Below are 20,473 nucleotides of genomic sequence, written 5' to 3' on the forward strand. Positions count from 1 at the left end.
AAACTCTCCCACAAGAATTTTGTTACGTATGCTAAAATGGTTTCTAGGTGAAAAATTATGATAATTGCTCAAGGACACGATTTAGAAAAACAATTCGGTGCCAACACATTATTTAAAAACGTCAATTTTTCAATTGACTCAAATGCAAGAATAGGTCTCATTGGACCCAACGGTGTCGGTAAAACGACCTTGCTTAAGATTATGACCGGCGAAGAAGAAGCCACACATGGTGACTTCACCATCAATAAAAATATTGATGTCGGCTATATTGCTCAAGAAAATGATTTAAATGAAAATAAAACTATTTGGGATGAAATGCTGTCTGTTTTTACTCCCCTAATTAATATGGGTAAAAAGATAAGGGATTTACAAGAAGAAATGTCTGCAAATCCACAAAAAAAGGACCTGCTAAAACAATATGACCAGTTGCAATACAGCTTCGAACAACAAGGTGGATACACCTACCAGGCCGATATCAAAAGTATTTTGAACGGATTTAATTTTCCTGAAGCAACTTGGACTAAAAATGTTGGCAGCCTTTCTGGGGGAGAAAAAACGCGGCTTTCTTTTGTTAAGTTGTTATTGCGCAAACCCCCATTATTACTGCTTGATGAACCTACCAACTATCTGGATTTAGACACACTAGACTGGCTTGAAAATTACCTTAAAAACTATTCTGGTGCTATTTTGGTAATTTCCCATGATCAATATTTTTTGGATAATTTAGCAACACAGATTTTTGAATTACAATTTGGCAAATTAACTGTATTTAAAGGAAATTATTCTGCCTATGTCGCTGAACGTCAATTACGTGACCTTCAACAAGAAGAAGCATACGAAAAGCAACAAGAAAAAATCAAAAAAGACGAAGAATTTATTCAAAAAAATATTGTAAGAGCTAAAACTACTAAGAGAGCACAAAGTCGGCGCAAGCAACTGGAAAAAATGGAACGAATTAGTCCGCCCAAGCACAAAAACAAAGTCAGAATTAATTTTCAAAGCGAGCGACCATCTGGTAAAGAAGTGCTAATTTTACGTGATTTAACTATTGGCTATCCCACAAAAACAATGGTTCACGGTATTTCTCTGCAAATTAATAAAGGTGACCGTGTAGCCGTTATTGGTCAAAATGGTATTGGTAAATCAACTTTACTAAAAACCGTTATGAAGGAGTTAAAACCGAAAAAAGGCTCAATCAAATATGGAGCTTCGTTAGACATCGGCTACTATGATCAAGAACTGCAAGGGCTTGATCCAGGTAAAACTGTAATCGATACAGTTTGGGACCGTCATAAAACAATGCCTGAAAAAGATGTGAGGTCAATTTTAGCCAGTTTCTTATTCACAGCAAAAGATATTGATAAAACTGTAGGTCAGCTTTCCGGTGGTCAAAAAGCGAGATTAACTCTAACAGTTTTGTCGCTTGAGCATAATAATTTTTTATTGATGGATGAACCCACAAACCACTTGGATCTCGAAGCCAAGGAGGTTTTAGAACAGGCACTACAGAACTATGATGGTACTTTACTTTTCGTTTCTCACGACCGCTATTTCATCAATCAGTTAGCAAATAAGATTGTAGAAATTAAAAACGGTGTTGCTCAAGTATATGAAGGTGATTATAGTTATTATCTAGATGAAAAGAATAAGCAAGACCCAGCCTCCGAAAATGAATCATCTGAGAATAGTGAAATAGTAGAGCCTGAACAAAATAAAAATAGATTGTCCTATCAGGAGCAAAAGTTGCGCGATTCACAAAAGCGTAAATTGCAAAGAGAAGTTGAAAATACCGAAAATAAAATTGAAAAGTTAGAAAAAGAGCAAAAAGATATTCAATCTCAAATGGCTGATCCAGCAATTGCTACTAATTTTGACAAATTAGGTCCCTTGCAAGAACAGCTTAGCGCTGTACAAAAACAACTGGACGATGCAAATGATGCTTGGGAAAATGCATTGAATAAACTGGATAGCTTTGACTAAAATAATATATATTAAGTTAACACAACTCCAAAATAAGATTAACTAGCCTTTTATCTACCGTTTCTATTCTTAGCTAGTGCTAGATTTTTTTATTAACTATTAATAAAATTTTCTTTTTATTTATAAATACGTAATAATTATCAGACGCAAAAAAGATCTTTATACTATTGCTTTTAAAATTGTAGTTGTTTAAACTTAAAGATAATAATTTTACTGGCTCTATCAAAAATAAATTGGGAGGTGCACATGGGAAAATTACGTATTGCTCTTTAATTTTCAATTAGTTAAGGAGGAATAAAAATGAAATATATAGCTGACAAAAATATCGCTATGGAACAACTTATAAATTTATACACAAGCGTAGGTTGGAGTTCTTATACGCAAAACCCCCGGCAACTGCAAAAGGCAGTTGTAAATTCGCTTTTTGCTATTGGCGCTTATGATCAAAACCAGTTAGTAGGATTAATCAGAGTAGTTGGTGATGGTCTGACCATCATTTATATCCAAGATTTACTTGTTAATCCTGCTTATCAAAGACGAGGAATTGGTACGAAATTAATAAATAGCGTGCTAAAGAAATATAATTCTGTAAGACAGAAAGTTTTGTTGACAGAAAATACCGTTAAAACGCGCAGGTTTTATGAGAGTTGTAATTTTCATCCGTGTGACAAATACAACTTGATTGCTTTCTACAAAGATTTTTAAGAGATAATAAGGAGTCCGGGAAAAAACTATCTTTTCCCAGACTCCTTTGCTCAATATTTTATCTTTTAGTGCTAAGAAGAGCTCACACCAATCTAGTTGACTTTATCATGGTAGGTACCTTATAACCTAGTTAGAATAGATAATACTGTAGCACTAAAATTTACACAGCAAGTCAAGATATTATTGAATATTAAATCTGTATATATTTATTTAATCAAAATGGGAAACTCTGTTGAAATGAGTTTCCCACTTTGTAATAACGAGTATGTTATTACATGTTATATATTTTTACACTTAATTTTAAAAGACTTTTGAGTAAGCATAATTTAAATAAACAAATGAACGTTTAAAGTTATGATAACACTAGGTTAGAAGTAAAAATATTGATTTAAAAAATATAAAATTTTATTCTTTGTATTTTATATGACTGGACAGTAAAATCAAAATAGCAATTATTAAAATTGAACAGCACAGTGTTAAAAGCCCTGTCGTATAGTTCAACTGCATATTTTGATAATTCATTCCTAAATTGCCAGATACTATGTCAACTGCGTTCAGGTAAGTCATTGGCAACCAGGCGCAAATCTTACGCAACGGCTCAACGATCATAGTTGCAATGTTAAGCCCTGGGACAAATAAAATAGCGATAAGTAATGCTGGTAATTTATCACGAAAAATTCGGGCAAGGAACTGAACTAAGACAACCTCGAAGATCAAGGTAAGTGCCTGCAATACAATTACTTTAATAATAAAGCTGCCAGTAGTTACACATTTAATAAGGGGACCACTAACTGTATATTGAACTATGATATAAGGGAAGGATAAACTACCAGTACCAGAAATAAGGAAAGATGCAATAAATAATACTAAGTTAATCCCTAAAAAACTACCAAGAGTCAGGACTATTCCTGCTATGGTATTCGAAATCATTAAATTATTTTTTTCAAGCGGTAATAATTGCGCCGTATCTAACTTTTGATGGTAAGAATCAGTTAAAAGCAAAGTTAATAAAAACAGAGCAACAAGAGTAAATACGTAAGGCAAATATTGCTGATTTAGTTGCAGTAAGAACTGCCAGCCTGTTACTGGCATATCCTGACTTTCATAAGGCAAAGGCTCATGGCGTAAATAGTTAAAGAATTGCAGTTTTTTCTCTACATTTATTCTTGAATTTAGGCCTGCTAAATCTTGACCATTTGATGAAATAGTTTGTTCTTGCTTTTTTTGTTGCCACATAATCGTGTAGGCTTTGCGCCAGTTACCTTTATTTGCCGCATTTAGGACTTGTTTATCTTGCTTAACTACTTCTTGGTTTTGCTTAATAGCGGCTTTAGTATCATGGTAAACTTCAGTTTTTGATTTTTGTTTATCCTGTTTAAGTAATCTTTGCTGCCGGTTAATTTCTTTTTGGCGGTAAGCAATCTCTGATTTAGCCCCCGCCTGCAAGGAAAATTGGGGATTAGTACGAATATTCATGAATAAGACAGTACCCATTAATAAGAGTAAAATTGCTAAGCAAACTGGGGTTAGCTTATTCTTAAATACTTTTTTAAGCTGAAAAGCCAAATAGGACATTATGCCAGTCTCCCATTTCTATGTGCAATAGTTGTAATGCGATCAATTAAAAGTACCAACAAGAATAATAATATAGAACTTAGTATTAAGGTAAACACACCATTTGAAAAGTTAATCGCGGAATTATTCATTGTATAGGCTGTTTTGTTTGATACAATATTTAAAACTCCTAAATAAGTACCCGGAAGCCACTGCGCAATCTTCTCCAACGGAATAATAAAAATTGTAATAAAATGACCGCCTAATAAAAGCAACAGCGAAACTAACAGTGTCGGTAACTGGTTATGAAAGATTTTAGCAACCAGCTGCACAAACAAAACCAAAAATATGAAATTTAATAGCTGCAGTATAACTGCTTGGGGCAACAATTTGGCAGTCGGAACAATCCCTGGCATCAAGTGGTCGTTAACCAGATGGTGAATGATGTAAGGATAGTCACTGCGACCAGTACCAAAAATGCTCGCTGCTCCACCGAAAACTAATAAGTTTAGTAATAGAAAAATAAAGCTGACAACTAATAGCCCAACAATATTATTAGTCAGAGTACTTTGCAAGCGATTAATTGGCAAGACAGTCGAAATGTTAAGACCATTTTTATAAGAACCAGTAAATAAATAAGTCAAAACAAAAATCATTACTAAACTAAATAAGACGGGCAAATAGTTTTCATTCAAATCTAACAAAAACTGTATCCCGGTGACTGCGCTGTCGCTTTCATAAGGCATAGGGTGAGCTATGAGATATTTTAAGCGCAGTATTACACTTTTATGTCCATCTTTTTCATCCGAACTTAGATCAGTCAATTTGCCATTTTGTTCCCTTTTTAATTTGGTCTCATAAACTTGCTTCCAGTGATCGTGATTAATATTATCAACAAAGGCTTGATCTTTTTTTAATTCCTTTTCAGTTTGTTTGATATCTTTTTCAGTGGCCTTATATGATTTTCCTTGCGGTGAATATCGTTTGAGTGCTTGACGATCCGCTTGTAAGGCTTCCTTTTTCATGGCAATCTGTCCTTGAGCATCTCCTTTTAAAGAACCAGTACCACTGAGCTGAGTAGACTTCATGTATAGCAAGCCAAAAGAAATTAATAATAAAATAACCACTGAAATAATTGTTAGATTGTGTTTAGTAACTTTTTTTAGTTGCAATGAAAAATATGAGCTCATTAGTCTACCTCGTGCATCATTTGTTTTTGTAAAACGAGGCGGTGTAAGTTATTCACTTTAATCTCGCTGCTATAGTGAGAGGTTAGAATAATACATTTATTACGCTGAGTCACCTCATCATTTAGTCTTTCATAAAGAACTGTGCGACTTTCTTCATCAAGACCATTAGTGATCTCGTCCATCAAGTAATATTCAGCGTCACTAAATAAGTACATGGCCACAATCAATTTTTGTTTCATTCCGAGCGAATACTTTTTAATTGGGACTTTGACATACTCACGTACACCCAAGAAATCAAGTTCTTGATCAAGGTCGACATTAGAATGCCATTGTCTTTTCACGAATTTTAAGTAATCAAGGCTAGTTAAATTGACGTTGAACCATTCATTACTTTCAAAGAAAAAAAGCTTACGCTTATTTTTGGCATACGGTTTTCCATCTAGTAAGACTTTACCAGAAGAAGCTGGAATTAGATCCGTAACAGCACGCAAGAAACTTGTTTTACCAGAACCGTTTTCTGCAGCAATTTGATAAAATTGACCGGGTGCAAAATGATAGGAAAAATCGTGCAGGATTGGCTGCCTGGTTTTGAGCGATAGGTTTTGGACTGTTAACATCATTGTCTCCTTTTTGAATGGTGAATTAAGTTAAAAATGATAGAATACTATATCAGGATATCATTGAATTACATCAATTTCATTGATTTTTTGACTAGGAATTTAAACATTTCCTCTATTTATTTGTAAGAACTTGGTTATATTTGAGTTTTATTAATAGTTCATCTTTATAAAATTCATAATCAAAATGATTATCACATTTTTTATTTCTTGAACTTACTTTCTGATTTCCTACTCTACCTTTTTGACTTTATTATATTCAGGTAGGAAAACTAAATTAAAAAATGTCATATATGATTTTTTAAAAGCATATTTGACATTTTTCAATACAAAATACTAGCATATTGATGATTGTACTTGGTACTAACTTTTGAGTGTTAGTATCGTGATACCTAAGAATTGCTTTATTAATTTTTTAGAAATGACTAGATTATTGTCCAAACTATAAAAATTCATAAAGTTAATGTTTAAAATCTTTGACCTTAAAATGTACAATGATAAAAAAGGGTCTAGGAAAATGCTAGCCCCCTTAACTTAATAAAACTAAAGCCGGCAAACCACTTTTTTTAGTGGTTTGCCGGCTCTTTTAGTAAGATCACTGACCTTCTTTTTCCCCCAAACTCTTTTATTGCAACATTTCTGATGCGTAAGGTAATTCTAAAGATGGATCAGCATCCAAAGTAAGATCAGCGAATTTTCCTTCTTGGTACAAGTTATAGGCGGCAGCACCAATCATTGCAGCATTATCTCCGCACAACTTTAACTCTGGCAAAATTACTTTGGGTTGTAAATTCCGAGGCAGGTTTGCTATGTCATGGTTCATTCTTTCACGTAAACCATGGTTAGCGGCAACCCCTCCACCCATAATAAAAGTTTTTGGAGCATACTGTTTAATTGCCCTAATTGTTTTAGTTGCTAAAACATCAATTACTGCAGCTTGAAAACTGGCAGCCAAATCATATTTATTCAGGTCTTGATGAATTTGTTCAGCGTGATGATAGGTATTAATAAAAGCACTCTTTAAACCAGAAAAAGAAAAATCATAATCATCTTCTTTAATCATTGCTCGCGGAAAATCAAAGGTATCCTTTCCCTTCTGAGCCCATTCATCAATAGTTTTACCAGCTGGATAATTGACCCCCAAAACTCGGCCAATTTTATCATAAGCTTCTCCAGCCGCGTCATCCCTAGTATCGCCAACTATTTCAAAATGGGTTGAATCTTTTAACAATACAATTTCTGTATGACCGCCAGAAACTTGCAGAGCAAGAGCCGGATAAGAGATTTCTTCCTTTAACTGAGCTGCCATAATGTGACCCATGATGTGATCAACGCCAATTAAAGGAATACCTGTAGCCATTGAAGCAGCTTTTGCCGCGCTAACACCAATTAAAAGGGCACCTACCAAACCGGGTCCATAGGTTACCGCAATTGCATCAATATCTTTCCAAGCTGCGTGTGCTTCTTTCAGTGCTTCATTAGTAATTTGAGTAATAACTTCAATATGATGACGACTAGCAACCTCAGGAACAACACCCCCAAAACGTTGATGGCTTTTAATTTGAGTAGCTACTATCAAACTTTCCACTTCTCTGCCATTTTTGACAACAGATGTCGAAGTCTCATCACACGAACTTTCAAAAGCCAAAATACGGATGTCTTTTTTATTTACCAACTTAATTTCCTTTCTTTTAGTCACTTGCCAATTTAAGCACCATGTTAAAAGCATCTTGATGCGACCTCTGGTAATAATTAGGCCACACAAAACTCACTGTAAAACCTAACTTATAATATAAATTTTGAGCATTTAAATTATTATCTTTTACTTCCAAGCTAAGTTCTTTACAGTTTTTATTTTTAGCAATTTCAATCACTTTTTTGATTAAATAAGTACCTATACCCTTTTTTTGCCAGACTGAATCAACCATCAGATTAGTAATATGTGCATTACTACCGTCAAAGCGCACACCAATTAAGCCAATGACACACTGAGTTTGCAATACCACTAAGTAAAGTGAATCATTTCTACTTATTTCAGTATGAAAAGCCTTTGAATTCCATGGTTGTTTCCCCCGATAAAGACTTTGTTCCAACAACAATATTGCAGAAATGTCTTTAACTTGGGCTTGCCTGATACTCAGACTAGATTGATTCACAGTGATTTCTTCTGGGACAAACTTAATAAACTTTTCTTCTTTTGCTAAAAGCCAAAAAGACCGAAAATGTTTAAACTTCTTCCACATAATTGCTATCTGGTTTATAGGCTTCCCCTGTCTTATTATGCCAGTCAATTTCAGCTTGCGTGCGCCGCAAATAATTCGGCAATAATTGATCAGGGTCATCAGGTTGAGCATTCAAAGCCAGCTTACCTATTAAACCGGCATGAACAACATTCTGTTTTTCCGTGCCCAAACTGAAAGAAATATTTGTCTTTTTTATAGCTTCTTCCTGCTTTTCAAAGCCAGTCCCAACATAAGTCACTCTTTCCAAATTGTTAGCTGTACAATATTCGGATATTGCACTTAAAAGAGTATCAATGTGATAGTGACCATCGGGAATCACGCAGACAGGTACATTACCATTTTCCTTATTTATATAAGCACCGGCAAAATAATTATTATTGCGAGCATCTATACCTGCTACTATTAACGTTGCTTGTTCATTGCAACTAGAAGCTAAAGCCTGTAAAGTAGACACACCAATTACATCCTTATGTAATATGCTGGCAAACATCTTAGCAGTAGTTACACCTATTCGCAAACCTGTATATGAACCTGGTCCTATCGCAACGGCAAAGCGATCAATTTCAGCTAATTTCAGATTATGTTCTTTTAAAATTTGATCAATTAAGGGATCCAAATGAGCACTATGATTGCGGGCATCATACTCATTTTTTTCCGCAATAGTCTCACCATTATTATTTAAAGCTACGCTTAAATTATTTGTCGCAGTCGACATACTCAAAATTTTCATTCTAAAATTTTTATACTCTTTTCAAAATTACCTTTTGATTCTCACGCGTGAAATGGCGTTTAATACAAAGTAACTAATAATCATCTCTAACCACGGAGTAATCGCTTCTTTAGGTATTCGTTGAATAAGGACAACGCGAAAGTCCATCCCGTAAAGAAGGTGAACCCAAAGCGTATTTAAACCTATATTAACAACAACAGTTACTAACAATGTTGCTAAAATTATTCGCCATATTTTAACTGGCTTTTGATAAAAAACCAAGCCATAAATAAAGGGACCTATCATTGCACTCAATGTAAAGCCAAGGAAAAACCCTCCTTGATTGCCAAATAGAGCTGATGAAACCAAATCACTAATTCCACCACCAATGCTGCCCCATACTGGTCCAAACAAATATCCTAGCATTACACTGCCTATAAATCCGAGGCTAACATGCACAATAGTTGTTCCAACTGTAAAACGACTAAGAATAATTTTCATTGCCACGATAATTCCTAAAAGGACAAGATCACGCAATTCGACCTTAAGCATCTCTTTAATAGTCATTTTCAGCACTTTCTTTCTTTAATTAATTTGTGTAAGAACACAAAAAATAATTATATTATAATTTGCGCCAAGTTAGTTCACAAACAGCTTTATCATTTTTGTCATCATCCGCAATTGTATGATATGATTTAACACCGTTTTCATCTTTAATTATGCTTACACGTGAATATGGGGTTTCTCCATAGCGCACTTCAAGGTTAAATTTAATATCAATAGTCTTGACAACATGATTTTCCAAAAAATTACGGTCCAAAGTATCAATAAACCAGTTAAAATAGTGGCCATTGGTCATGTGATGGTTTGTATCTAAATCATCATAACGGACCCGATATTGTCTCTCATGTTGATATTCATCCTGAACTCGCAGCCTAGGGAAACGAGGTAATTTTTTTAGAAGTGGAACGCCAATTTCAGCCATCATTTCTTTATCTGTAGAAACGAGTTTACGAGTCTGTAAATCAAATAAAACCCATTCGCTCTTAACAGTTATCAGCTCGTTGCCATTTTGATCTGTAAAAACGTAACTTCTATATTCTAAAAAACGGTTATAGCCAAATGGTTCGGTTGTGAGCGTAATTTCTTCATTTGGTCTGGGCAGACGTGCCACTTCAATATGATATTGTGTTACAACCCAGCCTAATCCTCTTTTAGTTAACGCACTTGTACTGCCATTGCCTGAGTCCAATTGATGCTCTGAAACGCTCATCATTAAATCAATCATTGCAGGTAATTTCAAACTTTTATTTTCATCACACTCATAATAATTTACTATATGTTTTTCACTATACTTCATACTTTCACCTACTTTTGATGATAACGTTCATATAGCTCATTTTTTGAGACATTATTTTCTTGAGCTACTGTCTTAATCGCCGATTTTTTACTTTCTCCTTTGTCAACCAATCGGTTTACCGATTTAATCAATTCTGACCAAGACAATTGTTTTTCTTCAATAGTATTAGGAGAAACTAAAACAACGAATTCACCTCTAGGAGCATTTTGCTCAAAATAATCTGTAACCTCACTGATTGTACCACGAATAAATTCTTCATGAATTTTAGTAAGCTCCCTTGCAACAACAATTTTTCGTTCAGAATCCAGTACTTCGGACATATTATTGAGAGTCTTTATCAATCTGTGTGGTGCTTCATAAAAAATAGAGGTAGCTCGTGCTTTTTTCATTTGTACAAAAAAAAGCTGTTGTTCACTTTTTTTTCGGGGTAAAAAGCCATAGTATGTAAAAGGTTGGGCATCAAAGCCAGAGGCAATTAGGGCAGTAGTAAATGCGGAAGCACCGGGCAGAGGCACTACCGGAATATTATTTTTAATACATTCTTGCACTAAAATGTATCCCGGATCTGAAATGACAGGCATCCCAGCGTCACTAATTTCAGCAATAACCGCACCATCCTTCATTAACTTAATTAATTCCGGTGCCCTTTCTTTTGAATTATATTTGTGAAAGGAAAGCATATGATTATGAACCCCAATTTTTTCAAGCAGAATTCCACTTGTTCTAGTATCTTCAGCAGCAATATAATCAGCTTCCTGTAAAATTCTTTTTGCTCTAAGAGTAATGTCTTCAAGGTTACCAATAGGAGTTGGCACTAAAAAAAGTTTGCCTCTGTCTTGGTCATAACTACTTTGCCTTTGCATTTAATCAATCCTTTAATGTTTTTTCTTTTTCTCTCCAAAATTATCAAGAATATCCAAACAAAACATGCAGTCAGTATTAGGATCACGGTGAGAGCCATAGTACATATTGCAGATATGATAGCCTGAGCTGTATATTTGCCGCAAAGATTCAAGGCCACTCTGAGTTTTAACGGTGCTATTGTGGGCATTATTCATTTTGTCCATTTTTTCACGCAGCAACTGATTCTCTACTTTTAATTCCGTATTTTCTTTTAATGTTTCCAAAATACTATTTTCTAAACTCTCGATTGTTTTGGTCATGCTAACCATTGAATCATGAAGTTGCTCTAACTTTGAATAAGAATCCACCTTAAACACCTACCTTTTCCATTGTAAAGCAAGAAAATCCAGTAAATTGCGAAAACTGACATTGCTGTATTGCATTTTGTCAATTTCAAGCAAATACTTTAACATCCTTGCCCCGATTTCTTGATTATTGCCTTTTAATTCTGTTTGAGCCCATTTCTTTAGTAAAAAGAGAACGTAATTTTGTTCACTTTTGCTTCTTGCCAGTTCAGCCAACTGGTGCGCACTCACAAGGGATAATGAGTTACGCTCAATCATTTCTTGGTAAAAATATCTGGCATTTTTATCCAACTTAGCAGTATCTTCCAGTGAGTCAACTTCACTTGGACTAAAACCATTTGCCAGCAATTCTTCACTTTTACCATGTTCTTTTTGATTGAGCGTAAAATTAATAATCTGTGTACGTGAACGAATCGTTGGCAAAATTTGATCAGTATTATTTGTGATTAAAATAGTAACAACGGGTGCAATAGGTTCTTCCAGTAAGTTAAGTAAAGCATTAGCAGCAGGCAAAGTTAATTTCTGGGCTTCATTAATAATAAAGAAACGTACATTGCTTTGAACTGGACTTTTAGCTAATTCTTCCTTTAAAAGCCTCACCTGATCAATTCCCAAATTCTGCTTGCCCTCAGGTTCCACTAGTAACACATCAGGGTGGTTGCCGGAAATAATTTGCCTGCAATTTTGACAAGTACCATCCGGCTTTTCAGCACCGTTACAATTAAAAAGGCAAGCTAGCCAATAGGCCGTATTTAATGCCTGGATTTCGTTGGCATCAACAAATAAGTAGCTATGCGCCAATTTGTTTTGCTCAAAAGCTTGACGCAAAAGTTTAGACTGTTTCTTGCCTCTTTCTTTAATATTGACAAGCATCAGAATTGCTTGAATTCTTCAACAGGCAAAACAAAACATGTAGCTCCCCCAACTGTAATTTTAACTGGTTGGCTACTCATCTCAAAACCTGTCATTACCAAATTAGGGTTCATATATTCTTCACGGGATTTAGACTCTTCCTTAATGATGCGTAAAACTTGTTTGACATGCTTATCGTCTATACCGATTAAAAAGGTGGTGTTTCCTTCGCTAAGAAATCCACCAGTTGTAGCAAGCTTAGTCGCGCGAATGCTTTCCTTGACAAATGTATGTTGTAATCTATTAGCGTCTTCTTTTTGTACAATTGCAACTATTAACTTCATTTTAATCAGTCCTTTAACAAATCTGCTGGTAATCGGTTTGCAATTATTTTAACACAATCCTCTACTACTAAATTAAAGGGTTTATTTGCGTCAACAACCTTTATTCTTTCAGGATGAGCCTTAATTACTTCTTGATAACCCTGATAAACTTTTTGATGAAAATTTAATTTTTCCTGTTCTAAACGATCTTCTTGACCAGCTCGCTCTTTAGCAATTCTGTCTAATCCAACTTGCGGCTTAACGTCCAAAAAAATAGTTAGATCGGGTTCAATTTTACTGGTAGCAAAATCATTAATCTGTTTTACTGCAGCAATACCTAATTCTCGTCCTGCACCCTGATAGGCCAATGAACTATCAACAAAACGATCTGAAAAAACTATTTTGCCTGCTTTAAGAGCTGGCATCACAGTTTCAAACATATGCTGGCTGCGAGAAGCTGCATAAAGCAAAGCTTCAGTTTTGGCAGACATTTCTTCATTAACCGGGTCCAAAATTAATTGGCGAATTTTCTCAGCAATTTTTGAGCCTCCCGGTTCCCGGGTTACTAGATATTGTGTCTTAAGTCTAGGCCCAATTTCCGCCACAACTTGCTTTAAAACTGTGCTTTTTCCTGACCCATCCGGTCCTTCAAAACTGATAAAATAACTCTTCATAAAACTCTCCATGTTTCTATTTTACAAGAGTTCTCTTTATATGAACACCCCAACGTACTTTTAATTTTTAATCAAAATAAAAAGCCCTTTTGAAAAAGGACTTTAGTCAGAAATTGCATTGGTAAAACCACTAAATCTTGTATGACGGTGGCGCGCTTCATCATATAAAAAGGAATACTTGGCTCTTAAAATCTTACCTGTCACTACATTGTCTTCAGACATATCAAGCGTTGTCGGATCAAGATTTTTTTGAACAGCAATCTGTTCCTGTAAGTTTTCAATAGTAGTCATGAGCCACTCATCACCCATATTTTTTATTTTGTTACGTGCCATTAGATTGAAGTTCTCCCTTGTACTGCTCGTTTCAAAGTAATTGAATTAGCGTATTCAATATCACTGCCTACTGCCAATCCCGCAGCTAGCCTTGTTACTTTAATACCAGCTGGCTTGATTAGTTTACTAATATACATGGCTGTTGATTCTCCCTCTGGGGTCGAATTTAAAGCCAAAATTACTTCTTTTACGCGATCCTGCTTTTGCAGACGAACAATTAATGACTTAATATTAATTTCTTCTGGGCCAATACCATCCATTGGGGACAAAACTCCGTGCAAAACGTGATATAACCCGTTATATTCACCCATATCTTCAAAAGCCATCACGTCTTTTGGCTGCTCAACTACCATAATGGTCGACTGGTCACGTTCAGGATTACCACATATAGCACAAGGATCTTTTTCTGTTATGTTGCCACAAATAGAGCAACGATGAAGTTTTTCTTTCACCTCGGCCAACGCAGTACTAAAATTATGAACGTCGTCATCTGGCATATCTAAAGTATAAAATGCAAGCCTTGTAGCTGTTTTTTCACCAATACCAGGTAATTTCATGTAAGAATCAATTAAATGCGCAATTGGTGCTGGATACTGCAATTAAATCATGCCCTTCGTATACTTGCCTAAACTTTGCTGGGTAGCTTGGTCAATTTCTGCTAATCCTTTATTGACCGCATCAATAATCAAATCTTGCAACATATCAGGATCATCGGGGTCAATCGCATCTTTATCAATAGCAATATTTTTCAATTTGCGATCCCCGCTAAAAGTAGCTACAACCAAGTCATCTGCTGATTTGCCTACAAATTCCTGTGCAGTTATATTTTGTTGCTCTTGAGCCATCTGCTCCTGCAACTTCTTAGCCTGCTTCATCATTTGTTGCATATTCATGCCGCCCATAGCACCAAAATTAGGTCTTTTACTCATATTATTTTCTCCTTTAAATTTTAGTCTTTAACATTTACTGTGTCACCAAATAACTCTTTAGCTTTTTCTACAATCTGATTGCTTGACTCGTCTTGTTCAGGTCCTGAATCTGATTGTTTTTGCTTATTAAGCAGTTCTTTACCATGCTTTTGCAAAAATTCTGTCCGCACAGTGGACCAGTCTTCATCAGGTACCAGCACTATTTCATAGCTATGCTTAGTAAATTTAGCAATTTCATCTGTCAATACATCTAACAAATTGCCATCTTCGCTGGCTTTTTCAAACCAAAGAGTATATTTGCATTTCATTACTACCTGATCTGAACTGGCTGCAACAGGTTCTAGGACATCTAGCAGAGCTCGTTGTGATACGCCCAAAACTGACTGCAGATCTGGCCAAACATTTTTGATAGCCACAAGATCATCCTTCGTGGCATTTTCTAAGACATGATAAACTTGTTTTCGATTTTGTTCATTAGCCTTTTTTCTACTTCTAATTGTTTTTTTAGGTTTGGAAGCAGTTTTTGCTTTGGCATTTTTACTTTTATTAGTATCAATTCGATCAGAAACTGCACTATCAAGATGAAAAATCTTATCGCTATTTTGAGTTTGCTTTTTGCTTAAATTAGAAACTTTTTTAGTTAAGTTTGAAACCTGCTTTTTTAATGCCTCTAATTCACTAGTCAAATCAGTATTTGCATTCCTTTGACTTTCTGAACTAGCCAAAACATTTTCAGAACCTACTTTGCTATTTTGTTTGCCAGCACATTCAACTAAAAATACTTCTAGTGGAATCTGTTGCTGATTAGTATAGCGCAAATCATTTAATGCAGTATTCGCCGCAGCAATTACTTGGAAATAACGTTCAGAATTAACGTCATGAATTTTTTGTACAAAGTCAGCGTTCAAAAAGGTTTTCTGACTATTGTCTTTAGTTTTTACAGCCATTAACGCATCAGTCGCCATTTCAATGAGCTCATCTAAAATGTTTTTGGAACTGGCACCATTTTTAAGTTCTGTCTGCGCCAAAGACAATGCTTCAGTTGTATCATTATTTAAAATTGCTAATAAAATCTGTTCTATCTTTTCTTTATCAGCAAAACCTGTTATTTCAAGAGCCGCATCATATTCAACTTTGTTTTTGTCAAAACTTAAAAGTTGGTCTAAGATGCTTAAGGCATCCCTCATACCACCGTCAGCTACCTGAGCAATTACGGCTAAGGCTTTTTCATCATAACTGATTTTTTCTTGCCCAAGAATATACTTCATTCTTTTTTCAAGGTCAGCTTGAGTTATACGCTTAAAATTATAACGCTGAGTCCTTGATATGATAGTCGCTGGCACTTTTTGCAATTCCGTAGTGGCCAAGATGAAGACAACATGCTCCGGTGGTTCTTCAAGAGTTTTAAGCAAAGCATTAAACGCCCCCATTGACAGCATATGAACTTCATCAATAATGTAAACTTTGTATTTGCCTTGAGTTGGAGCGTATTTAACTTTATCTCTAATATCACGTATTTCATCAACGCCATTGTTGGAAGCCGCATCGATCTCCACAATGTCTGCCATTGCGCCCTTGTCGGCTGCAAGACAATTGGCGCACTTATTACAGGGCTCTCCATCTTGCAAATTGCTGCAATTCAATGCCTTAGCCAAAATTTTGGCACATGAAGTTTTCCCAGTTCCCCGTGGTCCAGCAAACAAAAAGGCATGGGAGATTGTACCGCGCTTAATTGCATTTTTCAAAGTTTCCGTAATATCATCTTGACCAATCACACTATCGAAAGTGCGGGGTCTCCATTTGCGGTATAACGCTTGATAAGCCATTGATCAGTCTTCCCTAGTAAAAAACTCTTAACTCTTTCGCAAGAGTTAAGAGTTTGTAATTGTCTAATAAAAGGCACATGCCCGAGCAACCTTAGTGCTGCTACCTTCCGGTCCTGACACGCTTTGGAGGTCAAACATTGCCCATAAGATATATTAACGTATTTTAAGGTATTTTTCCACTAATTTGCGAAATTTTTGCCGATGTCTTTTTCTGCTTTTTGTTTTCGCCTAATTTCTTTAAAAAAATCTTTTAACATCTGACTCGCTTCTTCACGGTATAGTCCCCGAATAACGTTGGGATGGTGGTTAAACTTTTCAATATCAAAAAGATTAACTACGCTGCCTGCCGCACCAGCTTTAGGGTCAAGTGCCCCAAAATATACGTTCTTAAGACGAGAATTGATAATTGCACCAGCACACATGGGACAGGGTTCTAGGGTGACAAACAAACTGCAGTCTATTAAACGCCAAGTACCAAGTTTATTGCAAGCATCCCTAATAGCAATCATTTCAGCATGTTGGGTAGAGTCTTGATCAAGCTCACGACGATTAAATCCAGTAGCTATAACTTTACCCGCAGAATCAACAATTACAGCTCCAATTGGAACTTCTCCCAAATTTTGGGCTTTTTTTGCTTGCTGAAAAGCTAATTGCATAAAGTCTTTTTTTTCTGCACTTGAAAATGGCATTAATTATTCACCGCCTGCAAAACGTAGTAGCCTTTATCTCTTTTTAAAATAGTACAGTTGCCAAAAGTTTTTGTTAATAATTTACGGGCACTCGGTTCACCCTGTTTTTTCTGAATTACTACTAGTAAAACCCCATCAGTTACCAAATGATTTTTTGCACCAGACAAAATATTTGAAACAACTTCTTTACCTGCTCGAATGGGTGGATTAGTCAGAATTAAGCCATATTTCTTTGCTGATGAAATATTGCTATAAGTATCAGAGGAAAAAATGGCAACATTATCTATATGGTTAAGCTCAGCATTCTTTTTCGCCAGGTCCAATCCACGTTCATTAACGTCTATCATTTCTACTGTTTGCTTTGGCCAAAATTTAGCTGCAAAAAGACCGATTGGTCCATATCCGGTGCCAACATCTAAAATATTACTTGGAGGAAATTCAACGTCAACCATTTTTTTAATCAAAACACCTGAGCCATAATCCACCCGTAATTTCGAAAAAACCCCGGCATCAGTGGTAAATTTGAGATCAATGCCATTGACTTGATAATCAATTATGTGAACATCATGCTGAGAAGTGGGATTCTCAGTAAAATACATTTGGTTTTCTTTTTCAGTCATAATTCGCTCATTTCTAAAACCTTATCCAGATAATTTTAGCGGACATGTAAATTTTTGCAAATATAAAAAAACTAATTATGTTTAAAAGATATTTTTCCAACATAATTAGTTTCTTGGATTTTAATAAATACCGTAAAGCATGCGAAACTTCACATAGTTTTTATATTTTTTAAATTTATCTATTTTAAAGAATATATAATGATAGCCGTAACTGGGATCATTTATCTCAACATCACCAAAACGAACTGTATCCATAAAATCAGCTACAGTATCTTTCATAGTATCAGAGGTATCAATCTTCCAATTGTGATAAAAGTGTTTTCGCTTTTTAGATGCAAGAAAATCTGTTTCGTTACCCTTTTTTAATTTAAAACCACCTTTTGGATCAATAAAGTCTTTATAAAAAGCTTTAAGTAAAATATTAGGAGTTAATTTAATTCTTTTGACCTTGATGTTCTGCTTTTTCTTAAAAGCTATGCCATGAATTATTGCATTATCTCTAGTTTTATAGTGCATAATGAAGTTACCTTTTGAAAAGTCGGCACTAACCGCGTGAGCCTTTAATTGTTTAAATCTCGGATAATATGAAGATTTAACTGGTTTCATATTTTTAGTGTATTTTGTATATCCACTATGATCGGTGACAACATAACCATTCATATGAATCCAAGGATTCTTAGCATAGGCTTTTTTAGAGGCCTTTTTTTGTAGTTTATAGCAGTAATCATACTTTTTAGGATGTTTTTTTGGAATTAGATGCTTAAGGCTATAATAATTGTATTCATTATAAGAGGCCTTTATTTCAGAGCTTTTTGCAGTAAACGGCAAGGCTAGACTGACTAATCCTATAGTTATGTAAGCCAAAATTTTGGCAGGTTTAAGATGTTTCATTTTTACCTCAAAGGACGTTTAATATTATTGAAATTATAGTTGCTAAATTTTTTGGCTAATTTTTTAGTTTCGAAGTAAACTTTTTCTGTATCTTCACCTGACCCTAGCAAGGCATAGTATTTTTTATCTTTTACTTTGAAAGAATGTAAAGATAGAAAACGATAGTCTGAAATTTCACCTAATTTTGTAAGAGGAGACGTTTCTACAATCCATTCTCTATTACTCCGCTTTATCCAATAGCCAGCATAATTATTTGTGTAGCCTTTATTATTTTTACCAACCCATTTCAATGGCATTTGCCAAGGATATTTATTTTTGCCCTTAATTTTGCCTATAACCCATAGCGGATTATAAACACCTTTACTGTGGACATAGTTATCATAAGTACTTTTAGCAACTAGCCCATGAGCATATAAACGCATCGTATAAAAATCATTTTTGTTATTATATTTATACCACTGTCCTCGCCATTTTTTTGGAACTTGAAATTTTTTTACAAATCCATATTTATTTCCAGTAGCCGCCTTAACAACATGAATAGAATTCGCTTCTACCAGATTACCGGCAAAAATTCCAATTAAGGTAAGACTTAGCAAAAATTTATTACTAAATTTAGCAAGTAATTTTAAAAAATTTTTCAATGTATACCCCCGATAAATTCATGACTTGCTTTAATTATGTTTAGGCGTCTTTTGAATTAAGCCTTTGATAGCTGCAGGATTAACACCATCAAACATGCCTTTAGCATCACTTACATTACTAATATCCCATCCAGTTAAGTTGAGCTCAGTTAACCCGCTGTCACCAAAGAACATATTTTTTGTAGTAACATCATCTTCATGTTCCAAAGCGTATAAATCCCAACTACTTAGATCTAATTTTTCTAATTTAGGATCATTAGCAAACATACTGTCAAAATCAGTACATTTACCAGCGTATACTTTTTCTAGTCCCGAAATATCTTGCAAATTAGCAAAGTTAGAAAAAAGGTAATATGAAGAATATTCATTCAAAGAAACATTTGTATCTATACTAATGTGTTCTACTTCACTAATTTTTAAGTTATTTCCCTTGTTTAGCTTAGCTCCATTTATCTTATCCGCAATACTCTCATCATAACCAAGAGTATTGTTTTCGCCATACGCAGAAATGTGTACGGTCCTAGTTGCTGGAGAATATGTTAAGTTACAATCACCAAATTCACCCACTTTATATAATTTATTTGATGAAGAATCGTCTTCTACGGGCTTACTAGTAGAACTATTGTTATCTTTAGAATTTGAAACATTGTTTGGTAATTTAGACTTTATAAATTTAGCATTTGCAGCGACAATGTATAAACCACTGCCTATTCTGTAATATTTACGATGTTTAATATATTTTGTGCCATAAACTTTTACTCGTTTACCCTTTTTGTAAGCTTTTAATTCTAAGCGGTGACCTTTTTTATTATAGATATATGCCTTCTTTGTCAACTTAGCTTTTTCTGCTGAAGCTGCTTGAACAGTCTGAATGCTTTGTGACTGCTTTGGCAAAATAGTTAAGGCAGTTCCCCCAAGTAGCCCTAAAATTGTCGCATTTATTATTAATTTTCTACTCAATTGATGCTTTTTATTATAATTAGAATTCATTTTTAAAGTTCTCCTTCATCTAAAATTATATTAACTAGTTGCACTTTAAATTCTATTTCTTAAGTATTAATTAATCAACATAAATTACATTATAATTTGATAATTTTTTAAGAACAATTTATTTTAGTATATACAAAAA

24 protein-coding genes and 1 other RNA gene are annotated in these 20,473 nt (G+C 34.7%); 2 read left to right on the top strand and 23 right to left on the bottom strand.

What is annotated here, in order from left to right:
• The first annotated feature begins 57 nt into the window (after positions 1 to 57).
• Together H3U49_RS08490 and H3U49_RS08495 are read left to right on the top strand one after the other, a co-directional pair.
• Positions 58 to 1,980, top strand: coding sequence for an ABC-F family ATP-binding cassette domain-containing protein (locus H3U49_RS08490; RefSeq protein ID WP_198180986.1), 1,923 nt, complete (start codon positions 58 to 60; stop codon positions 1,978 to 1,980).
• A gap of 300 nt (positions 1,981 to 2,280) precedes the next feature.
• The gene (locus tag H3U49_RS08495; protein ID WP_198180987.1) at positions 2,281 to 2,685 is read left to right on the top strand and encodes a GNAT family N-acetyltransferase; all 405 of its coding nucleotides are present in this window, start codon (positions 2,281 to 2,283) and stop codon (positions 2,683 to 2,685) included.
• A gap of 405 nt (positions 2,686 to 3,090) precedes the next feature.
• Here H3U49_RS08495 and H3U49_RS08500 read toward each other — a convergent pair whose 3' ends face one another.
• The 23 genes from H3U49_RS08500 to H3U49_RS08610 all read right to left on the bottom strand — a co-directional run bounded on the left by H3U49_RS08500 (position 3,091) and on the right by H3U49_RS08610 (position 20,334).
• Positions 3,091 to 4,260 carry a hypothetical protein gene (locus H3U49_RS08500; RefSeq protein ID WP_198180988.1) on the bottom strand — a complete coding sequence of 390 codons (1,170 nt, stop codon included), beginning with the start codon at positions 4,258 to 4,260 and terminating at the stop codon, positions 3,091 to 3,093.
• The gene (locus tag H3U49_RS08505) at positions 4,260 to 5,429 is read right to left on the bottom strand and encodes a hypothetical protein (RefSeq protein WP_198180989.1); all 1,170 of its coding nucleotides are present in this window, start codon (positions 5,427 to 5,429) and stop codon (positions 4,260 to 4,262) included. The genes H3U49_RS08500 and H3U49_RS08505 overlap by 1 nt, the downstream gene beginning before the upstream one ends.
• Positions 5,429 to 6,046 carry an ABC transporter ATP-binding protein gene (locus tag H3U49_RS08510; protein WP_198180990.1) on the bottom strand — a complete coding sequence of 206 codons (618 nt, stop codon included), beginning with the start codon at positions 6,044 to 6,046 and terminating at the stop codon, positions 5,429 to 5,431. Before H3U49_RS08510 ends, H3U49_RS08505 begins: the two co-directional genes overlap by 1 nt.
• Positions 6,047 to 6,671: 625 nt before the next feature.
• A complete protein-coding gene (gene tsaD / locus H3U49_RS08515) occupies positions 6,672 to 7,721 on the bottom strand; it encodes a tRNA (adenosine(37)-N6)-threonylcarbamoyltransferase complex transferase subunit TsaD (RefSeq protein WP_305067092.1) in 1,050 nt (349 codons plus the stop codon).
• A 16-nt stretch (positions 7,722 to 7,737) separates the two neighbouring features.
• Positions 7,738 to 8,289 carry a ribosomal protein S18-alanine N-acetyltransferase gene (rimI, locus tag H3U49_RS08520; RefSeq protein WP_198180992.1) on the bottom strand — a complete coding sequence of 184 codons (552 nt, stop codon included), beginning with the start codon at positions 8,287 to 8,289 and terminating at the stop codon, positions 7,738 to 7,740.
• Positions 8,273 to 9,019, bottom strand: coding sequence for a tRNA (adenosine(37)-N6)-threonylcarbamoyltransferase complex dimerization subunit type 1 TsaB (tsaB, locus tag H3U49_RS08525; protein ID WP_198180993.1), 747 nt, complete (start codon positions 9,017 to 9,019; stop codon positions 8,273 to 8,275). Before tsaB ends, rimI begins: the two co-directional genes overlap by 17 nt.
• A 27-nt stretch (positions 9,020 to 9,046) precedes the next feature.
• Entirely contained in the window at positions 9,047 to 9,565 is a 519-nt protein-coding gene (locus tag H3U49_RS08530; RefSeq protein ID WP_034980295.1) for a folate family ECF transporter S component, read from the bottom strand.
• Between the two features lie 55 nt (positions 9,566 to 9,620).
• Entirely contained in the window at positions 9,621 to 10,358 is a 738-nt protein-coding gene (locus tag H3U49_RS08535) for an acyl-[acyl-carrier-protein] thioesterase (RefSeq protein WP_198180994.1), read from the bottom strand.
• A gap of 8 nt (positions 10,359 to 10,366) precedes the next feature.
• Positions 10,367 to 11,221 carry a 16S rRNA (cytidine(1402)-2'-O)-methyltransferase gene (rsmI, locus tag H3U49_RS08540; protein WP_198180995.1) on the bottom strand — a complete coding sequence of 285 codons (855 nt, stop codon included), beginning with the start codon at positions 11,219 to 11,221 and terminating at the stop codon, positions 10,367 to 10,369.
• Between the two features lie 12 nt (positions 11,222 to 11,233).
• Entirely contained in the window at positions 11,234 to 11,569 is a 336-nt protein-coding gene (gene yabA / locus H3U49_RS08545; RefSeq protein ID WP_034980509.1) for a DNA replication initiation control protein YabA, read from the bottom strand.
• A 9-nt stretch (positions 11,570 to 11,578) separates the two neighbouring features.
• On the bottom strand, positions 11,579 to 12,439 hold the full coding sequence (locus tag H3U49_RS08550) for a DNA polymerase III subunit (RefSeq protein ID WP_198180996.1): 861 nt from the start codon (positions 12,437 to 12,439) through the stop codon (positions 11,579 to 11,581).
• On the bottom strand, positions 12,439 to 12,762 hold the full coding sequence (locus tag H3U49_RS08555) for a cyclic-di-AMP receptor (protein ID WP_198180997.1): 324 nt from the start codon (positions 12,760 to 12,762) through the stop codon (positions 12,439 to 12,441). The genes H3U49_RS08550 and H3U49_RS08555 overlap by 1 nt, the downstream gene beginning before the upstream one ends.
• Before the next feature lie 5 nt (positions 12,763 to 12,767).
• Positions 12,768 to 13,415: a dTMP kinase gene (gene tmk / locus H3U49_RS08560; RefSeq protein ID WP_198180998.1), complete on the bottom strand. Its 648-nt coding sequence runs from the start codon at positions 13,413 to 13,415 to the stop codon at positions 12,768 to 12,770.
• Positions 13,416 to 13,517: 102 nt separating this feature from the next.
• Positions 13,518 to 13,748, bottom strand: coding sequence for a YaaL family protein (locus H3U49_RS08565; RefSeq protein ID WP_034980307.1), 231 nt, complete (start codon positions 13,746 to 13,748; stop codon positions 13,518 to 13,520).
• The gene (gene recR, locus H3U49_RS08570; protein ID WP_198180999.1) at positions 13,748 to 14,347 is read right to left on the bottom strand and encodes a recombination mediator RecR; all 600 of its coding nucleotides are present in this window, start codon (positions 14,345 to 14,347) and stop codon (positions 13,748 to 13,750) included. The genes H3U49_RS08565 and recR overlap by 1 nt, the downstream gene beginning before the upstream one ends.
• Entirely contained in the window at positions 14,348 to 14,677 is a 330-nt protein-coding gene (locus tag H3U49_RS08575) for a YbaB/EbfC family nucleoid-associated protein (protein ID WP_198181000.1), read from the bottom strand.
• 20 nt (positions 14,678 to 14,697) lie between these two features.
• The gene (gene dnaX / locus H3U49_RS08580; protein WP_198181001.1) at positions 14,698 to 16,503 is read right to left on the bottom strand and encodes a DNA polymerase III subunit gamma/tau; all 1,806 of its coding nucleotides are present in this window, start codon (positions 16,501 to 16,503) and stop codon (positions 14,698 to 14,700) included.
• A gap of 57 nt (positions 16,504 to 16,560) precedes the next feature.
• Positions 16,561 to 16,654: signal recognition particle sRNA small type (ffs, locus tag H3U49_RS08585), an RNA gene on the bottom strand.
• A 28-nt stretch (positions 16,655 to 16,682) separates the two neighbouring features.
• Positions 16,683 to 17,192 carry a tRNA adenosine(34) deaminase TadA gene (gene tadA, locus H3U49_RS08590; protein ID WP_232347684.1) on the bottom strand — a complete coding sequence of 170 codons (510 nt, stop codon included), beginning with the start codon at positions 17,190 to 17,192 and terminating at the stop codon, positions 16,683 to 16,685.
• A complete protein-coding gene (locus tag H3U49_RS08595; protein WP_198181002.1) occupies positions 17,192 to 17,812 on the bottom strand; it encodes a class I SAM-dependent methyltransferase in 621 nt (206 codons plus the stop codon). The genes tadA and H3U49_RS08595 overlap by 1 nt, the downstream gene beginning before the upstream one ends.
• 120 nt (positions 17,813 to 17,932) lie before the next feature.
• Positions 17,933 to 18,703, bottom strand: coding sequence for a hypothetical protein (locus H3U49_RS08600; protein WP_198181003.1), 771 nt, complete (start codon positions 18,701 to 18,703; stop codon positions 17,933 to 17,935).
• A 2-nt stretch (positions 18,704 to 18,705) separates the two neighbouring features.
• Positions 18,706 to 19,344 carry a hypothetical protein gene (locus H3U49_RS08605; protein WP_198181004.1) on the bottom strand — a complete coding sequence of 213 codons (639 nt, stop codon included), beginning with the start codon at positions 19,342 to 19,344 and terminating at the stop codon, positions 18,706 to 18,708.
• Positions 19,345 to 19,374: 30 nt separating this feature from the next.
• Positions 19,375 to 20,334, bottom strand: coding sequence for an SLAP domain-containing protein (locus H3U49_RS08610; RefSeq protein ID WP_198181005.1), 960 nt, complete (start codon positions 20,332 to 20,334; stop codon positions 19,375 to 19,377).
• Positions 20,335 to 20,473 lie beyond the last annotated feature (139 nt).

The sequence above is a fragment of the Lactobacillus sp. W8174 genome (genome assembly GCF_016100975.1).
GTDB lineage: Bacteria > Bacillota > Bacilli > Lactobacillales > Lactobacillaceae > Lactobacillus > Lactobacillus juensis.